The organism is Mitsuaria sp. TWR114 (genome assembly GCF_007997345.1).
In genome coordinates, this window is sequence record NZ_VOSR01000038.1 from 1 (window position 1) to 5,884 (window position 5,884).

Below are 5,884 nucleotides of genomic sequence, written 5' to 3' on the forward strand. Positions count from 1 at the left end.
TGCGCGCGGCGTCCCAGGCGGTCGTCGCGGCGGTGGCCGTCGTCGCGCGCACCTGGTCGGCGCTGGGCAGGCGCTGCTGGGTCCAGTCGGCGGCGTCGACCAGCACGGTGCGCACCTGGCCCGCCGCGCCGCCGGCCAGGCCCATGGTCTGGTTCCGGCGCTTGGAGAGCTCGCCCGGCGGCGCGGTGGCGAGCAGCCGCACGACGGTGTCGAGCGCCTCGGCTCGGCCGGCGTCAGCGGCCCGCCGGCCTCGAGCATGCCGCGCATGAAGACACCCAGGTCCTTGGCGATGGCGGCATGGTTGCAATCGGGATTCAGGTGCAGGAACTCGGCGCCCTCGGCCGCCATCGCGGCCAGGTCGCTGCCGCCCAGCCGCGCCTCGACGGCGGCGACAGACTGCTCGACGAAGGCGCGGTTCAAGCCCCAGTCGTCGATCAGGTGGTCGACGAGGTACTGGCGCTCGGCGGCCTCGATGGCGCCGTCCACGGCCGCCAGCCGCAGCGACAGCGGCGCGATCAGGTCGAACAGCGCCAGGCCCAGGGTGTCCAGCGGGGTGTTGAGGTACTTGGGGATCTCGATGACGCGGTCGCCCTTGGTCGAACTGAGCAGGCGGTACATGCCGTAGCAGGCGCCGCCGGAGGCGAGCGCCGCGAAGGCCACCCAGCCGATCGGCGTGGCCGACGCGCCCAGCAGCGACGCGACCATGCCGGTCTTGGCGACCGCCGCGCCCGCGCCGGCGGCGCCGAGGACGTCCCACACCTCGCGGCCGCGATTGATCATGCGCAGCGAGGCATAGGCCGCCTCGCCGATGGCGAGCTTGGCCTTGAATCGCAAGGGGTCGGCGACGACCTCGTCGACGCCCTTCAATTCGGGCGGGGGCAGCAGCAGGGGCGCGGGGGCGGACATGCGGGACGGCTCCAGTGGAATGGAGGGAGTCTAGCGAAGTGGCGCGACGCCCCCGCCGCGGCCGTCCTCAGCGCTTCACATACGCGTCGATCGCCTTGCGCGCCAGGAAGGACTGGTCGCTGAACAGGCCGTCCATGCCGAGCTTGAGGAAGGCATCGATCTGACCGGCGAGGTTGCCGATCGCCGCCGGGTCGTCGCTGCTGTCGAACTCGTTGGGCAGGAAGCTGTTCTCCGCGCGGAAGGTCCAGCCGTGCACGATCAGGCCCGCCGCATGCGCGTCCTTCACCAGCGTCGTCGGCGTGCCCAGGTGGCCGGCCACCAGCGGGATCATCAGGTTGGTGTTGGCGCCGATGCCTTGCGCGTAGCTGGAGATCTCGGCCAGGCCGGCCGGCTTGGCCAGGTCGGCGTAGCTGCGCTTGTCGCCGCTGAGCGTGAAGTCGTAGGGCTGGCCCGTGGCGCTGAGCAACTGCACCAGCGGCACGCGCGTCATGCGCTTGAGCTTGCGCAGGTTGCCGACCTCGAAGGACTGGATGAAGACCGCCGCGTCCGGGCCGCGGTAGCCGTACTTGTGGAGCAGGCGCACCAGCGGCTCCTCCAGCGGCTGGCCGATGCCGGCGAAGTAGCTCGGGTGCTTGGTCTCCGGATAGACGCCGATCGGCTTGACCTTGCGGTGGCCCCAGCGGGCGTCGCGGCCGTCTCGGCTGGCCTCCTCGCGGCGGCGCTCGTTGGCCTGCTGCACCAGCTGCAGCACTTCCTCGAAGGTCGGCACCTCGAACATGTCGTTGAAGCGGCTGTTGGCCGGCCGGATCTGCGGGATACGCTCGCGGGCGCGCAGCGTCTTGAGCTCGGCCAGCGTGAAGTCCTCGGTGAACCAGCCGGTGATGGCCACGCCGTCGATGCTCTTGGTCGTCTTGCGCGAGGCGAATTCAGGCCGCTCGGCCACATCGGTCGTCGCCTCGCGCACCGAGCCGTCCGGATTCAGGATCGCGATCGCGTTCTCGTGGCGCGCCACCAGCACGCCGTCCTTGGTCAGCACGAGGTCGGGCTCGACGTAATCCGCGCCCTGCTCGATGGCCAGCCAGTAGGCGGCCAGCGTGTGCTCCGGCAGGTAGCCGCTGGCGCCGCGGTGCGCGATCAGCAGCGGCTCCTTGGCGCGCGGCGGGTGGTAGGCCTCGTGCGCGCAGGCCGTGGACGCCAGCGAGGCGGCCGCGACGGCGGCGAGCAGGGTGGAACGGAGCAGCTTCATGCGGAGGTCTCCTTCGAGCGGATGGTGTCGTTGGGGCGAGTCACGAAGGTCCGCCAGCGCAGAGGCTGTCGGGCCGATGTGACGGTCGCGTGGTCGAAACGTGAAGCGCTCGAAGGGTAGGCGCTGACGGATGAAGATTTGATGATCTCCCCACCGCGGGAAGTCCCCTGAAACAGGTCTTACAGGGGAGGAGGGCGGGGGAGGGCGCTGAGCGGCTGGCGCTCAGGAGGCCACGGGCAGGATTTCGTCGCCTGGCGCGGCGCGGCAGTCCGGTGGCAGCGGCTCCCAGCCGCGTCGCACGACGATCTCGCCGCCAGTCGCGCAGAGCTCGATGCGCTGCGCCTGCGGCACCCGCTGTTGGACGAAGGCCTCCAGCGCCGCCGGGGTGGAGACCTTCAGGCGCATCGCGTAGAGGTCGTCGAGCGGGTGATCGTCGCTGTGGATCAGCGGGACGAACTGAGCGGCGAACATCACCGCATGCGACGGCACGACCACCGGCGTCGGGTCGTAGCCCAGCGCCCGCAGCGCGCGTTGCGCCTGGGCGCGGTCGGGCGTCGACGCGTCGTCCTCGCCGGGCTGCCAGGCGAAGCCCATCAACTCCGCGACCCACTGGTTGCAGTTCTGGTAGCGCGTGGCGAAGGCATAGGCGCTCGCGCTGTAGCGCGGCGACAGCAACGCGAGCGCCAGGCGGTTGTCCAAGGCGCGCGCGGCGAGCCGGCTGCCGGCCTCGCCAGGCAGGGTCACGATGGCGAGCCGGATCGGCGCGGTCTTGCCCGCGCTCAGCAGGAAGCCGGCCATGCCCTGGTCGTAGAGCCGGGCCCGTGACTCGTCGCAGGCGTAATACAGCTGGCGCACCGACCAGGGGCTGTTGCGGCTGTCTTTCAGCGCGAGGCCGCTGTGGGAGTACTGCAGTTGGAAGCGGCTCAGGTCGGTGCCGGAGCGCGACACCAGCGCGGCGTCGACGCCGCTGGCCACCAGCTCGCGGCGCGCGACCGCGACGACCTGGAGCTGGCGGTCCTGCTCGGTGGCGGGGACCTCGCCGCCTCGGTCGCAGAAGGTCGCGGCGCGGGCGCTCGTGACGAGCGTGAGTCCGAGGGCCAGCGCGGCCAGCAGGCCGAGGCCGAGGCCGAGGCCGGCCGCGGCGGGGATCGCGGCGCGGCGCGGCCGTCGCGGGGTCACAGGGTCACCGGATGGGATTCCAGTTCGCGGTGCCAGTCGTCGCGCAGCGCCAGCAGGAAGGCCTGGCGGTTCTCGGCGCGGGCGAACTCGTAGCCGTAGTCACGCTGGCGGGCCAGCACATGGTCGCCGACCCGCAACGGCTGGGCGGCGACGGCCTGCTTGGGCACGTAGAGGAAGAAATCGGTACCGCCTTCGGCGCGCACCGGCTGCAGGTGCAGGCGCGTCGTGTCGGCGCGGCCGGCGGCATCTTCGACGGCGAGGACCTTGTATTCGCCTTCGGCGACCTTGCGGTCCTTGCTGGAGCTGTCGCTCGACTGGCCGATCGAATCGGACAGCTGCTTCGACGACACCGAGCCGGCGCTGGAGGCCGAGGTGACCAGGCTGTCGGCGCGGGCGGGCGTGGTGATGAGGGCAGTGGCCGCGGCGGCGGCGGCAAGGGCGAGGGAAAGGCGGGAGAAGCGGGGGAAGCTGTGGCGCATAAGACCGTCCATGGGCAAGTCGGACCAGCCGCGGAAGCAGCCGGACGGCGCAAGCATAGGCGAACGCGCGGAATCAGGTGTTCGGGGCGGCGCACTTCTCGAACACCTCGCGCGCGGCGCTCAATTGGTCGTCCAGCTCCGAGGCGGACAGGCTGGCCTGAAGGTGATAGTCCGCGTCGACCCGTCGACGGAACTGGTCTTCGAGGAGTTGCCCGAGCCGCCGGGACCGCTCCGCCAGCACGGAGTCGCACTCGACATCCGGTGTCTGCAGCCGGGCGATCAGTTGCCGATGGACGCCGCCCCGCGTCCGCGCGGGGCTCATGGCAGGCAGCGAGCGCTCCCAGCGCAGGCAACGGTGATAGGCGGCGTAGTAGACGCGCGAGATGGCGGAGCGACGCCCGGCCTCGTCGCGGGCCTCGCCGGCCAGGCCCTCGGCGCTGCGTTTGAGTTGCTTGTCGGTGACAGGCATGGTGATCCCCTCATTGGCGATCGTCCGCGTCGGGCGCATCGAGCTCCCCGTCGTCTTCCGATCGCTGCAGGCGGGGCGAAGGAGGGGCCGGATGGATCGACTGGAAGAGCACCAGGAAACCCAGGACGCAAGCGTCGCAGGCGCTGGCCAGCGTGCGCAACTCGCCGCCAAGATCGTAGGCACGGCGGGGATCGACGTCGACGTGCAGGGTCACCAACACATGGGCGTCGAGGCAGTCGTCCTCGTAGAACCGGATGCCGGCCGGCCCCTGGCAGATTGGCACTTGCTGCATCCAGAGCACGCCCAGCGCCAGGCGCAGCCGAACATAAGCCTCACGACTGCTGACCTCGTTGCGATTGAAGGCGTGCCGCAGCTGGACGGCGATCGACGCCCAGTCCGGCGTGGCGGCGCTGGGCGCCGGCCGCTCGCTGATCAGATGGATGAGCCGGGAGGCCGGCGACTTCAACAGGTCGACCAGTGGCTCCACCCATGCGTCCCAGGCTTCGCTCGCCCGCATGTCGTCGCCCGCTGGCGTCCGCGTTGGTACCCGGTCCGTCCATGCATTGATCACTGCATTCATCGTCTCGATCCTTTCCAAACTGCAAACCCATCCCGAAGGCCTGCAGTCTGGATCGGCGCGAGGCGGAAGGCACTCCCTCGGAAGAGCGCATCGTCGGGGGATGCCGGTTCGAGTAGGTCGGTCCCCCGACGCATATCGATAGTGGCGATGGACGCCGCGGGGTCAGGGCTTGCCTGACCCGCACGCTCAGTTGAGCTCGCCCGCCGGCACCACCGGCAGCACGACGCTCGACGGCCGCAGCGGGCCTGCGTGAAGGGTCGTGAGGTTGCCCTCGGCCTGGCGCTGCAGCGGCGCCGGCCAGATGCCCTGCGCCTGGTTGCTCGCGCTGATCGCGATGCGCAATCGGTGCCCCGCGCGGACCAACGCCGCCACCGGGAACACCTCCACCGGCACCAGCATCGGCTCGCCGGCCACCACCGGCAGCATCGCGGCTGTGGTGAACGGGTGCCACGGCTGGATCATCGTGCCGTTGACGAAGCGGGAGCGGCTCGTGTCCACCGCCCGGTGCGCGGCCGACATCAGCCCGTGCGTCAGCGGCTTGACCGTGCCGGTGGCCGGGTCGACATCGTCGATGCGCACCGACAGCGCCGCCTGCGTGCGCGTCGTCGAGATCCAGAGGTCCGCCTGGATCGGCCCGTTCAGGTAGAGGTCCTGCGCCATCGGCGCGGTCTCGAAGACCGCCGCGCCCTGCAGCGACTCGACGCGCGCGCTGTCCGAGTAGCACGGCCGCGGCAGCAGCCCCGCCAGTCCCAGGGTCCACTGCACCTGGCTCGCCGAGCAGTCGCTGTGGTCGCGCACCTGGACGCTCGCGGTGAACAGCGTCCCCAGCGCGGTGCCGCGGGTGGCGGTCGGCGCCGGCGGCTCGGCCACCGTCCGCCCCGACGCCTGCGCCGGGATGCGCGCGGCCAGGCTGCCGTCGGGCTGCAGGTACCAGCGCTGCGGCGCCATCCGCGGATGCGGCCAGTCGCTCGCCGTCGCAAAGCGCGGCGCGCCTTCGCCGTAGCCATCGACGAACTGCGTCACCG

The 5,884-nt window shown here is 71.2% G+C and carries 6 protein-coding genes and 1 pseudogene; all 7 read right to left on the reverse strand.

What is annotated here, in order from left to right:
• A pseudogene (locus FUT87_RS02290) lies at nt 1-906 on the reverse strand (hypothetical protein); the annotation flags it as partial.
• A gap of 67 nt (nt 907-973) precedes the next feature.
• Nucleotides 974-2,152: a glycerophosphodiester phosphodiesterase gene (locus tag FUT87_RS02295; RefSeq protein ID WP_147239933.1), complete on the reverse strand. Its 1,179-nt coding sequence runs from the start codon at nt 2,150-2,152 to the stop codon at nt 974-976.
• 222 nt (nt 2,153-2,374) lie between these two features.
• The gene (locus tag FUT87_RS02300) at nt 2,375-3,331 is read right to left on the reverse strand and encodes a DUF2145 domain-containing protein (protein WP_255511621.1); all 957 of its coding nucleotides are present in this window, start codon (nt 3,329-3,331) and stop codon (nt 2,375-2,377) included.
• The gene (locus FUT87_RS02305) at nt 3,328-3,810 is read right to left on the reverse strand and encodes a hypothetical protein (RefSeq protein ID WP_255511622.1); all 483 of its coding nucleotides are present in this window, start codon (nt 3,808-3,810) and stop codon (nt 3,328-3,330) included. The genes FUT87_RS02300 and FUT87_RS02305 overlap by 4 nt, the downstream gene beginning before the upstream one ends.
• 73 nt (nt 3,811-3,883) lie before the next feature.
• Nucleotides 3,884-4,279 (reverse strand): hypothetical protein, encoded by a 396-nt coding sequence (locus FUT87_RS02310; protein WP_147239934.1) that lies wholly within the window; start codon nt 4,277-4,279, stop codon nt 3,884-3,886.
• Between the two features lie 10 nt (nt 4,280-4,289).
• The gene (locus tag FUT87_RS02315) at nt 4,290-4,859 is read right to left on the reverse strand and encodes a hypothetical protein (RefSeq protein WP_147239935.1); all 570 of its coding nucleotides are present in this window, start codon (nt 4,857-4,859) and stop codon (nt 4,290-4,292) included.
• 186 nt (nt 4,860-5,045) lie between these two features.
• Nucleotides 5,046-5,884, reverse strand: an 839-nt coding sequence (locus tag FUT87_RS02320; protein WP_310735094.1) for a CocE/NonD family hydrolase C-terminal non-catalytic domain-containing protein, incomplete at its 5' end; no start/stop codon positions are given.

Coding starts and splice junctions, on each gene's coding strand:
- FUT87_RS02315 (WP_147239935.1), bottom strand. CDS start 4,859: ATGAATGCAGTGATCAATGCATGGACGGACCGGGTACCAACGCGGACG.
- FUT87_RS02310 (WP_147239934.1), bottom strand. CDS start 4,279: ATGCCTGTCACCGACAAGCAACTCAAACGCAGCGCCGAGGGCCTGGCC.
- FUT87_RS02295 (WP_147239933.1), bottom strand. CDS start 2,152: ATGAAGCTGCTCCGTTCCACCCTGCTCGCCGCCGTCGCGGCCGCCTCG.
- FUT87_RS02305 (WP_255511622.1), bottom strand. CDS start 3,810: ATGCGCCACAGCTTCCCCCGCTTCTCCCGCCTTTCCCTCGCCCTTGCC.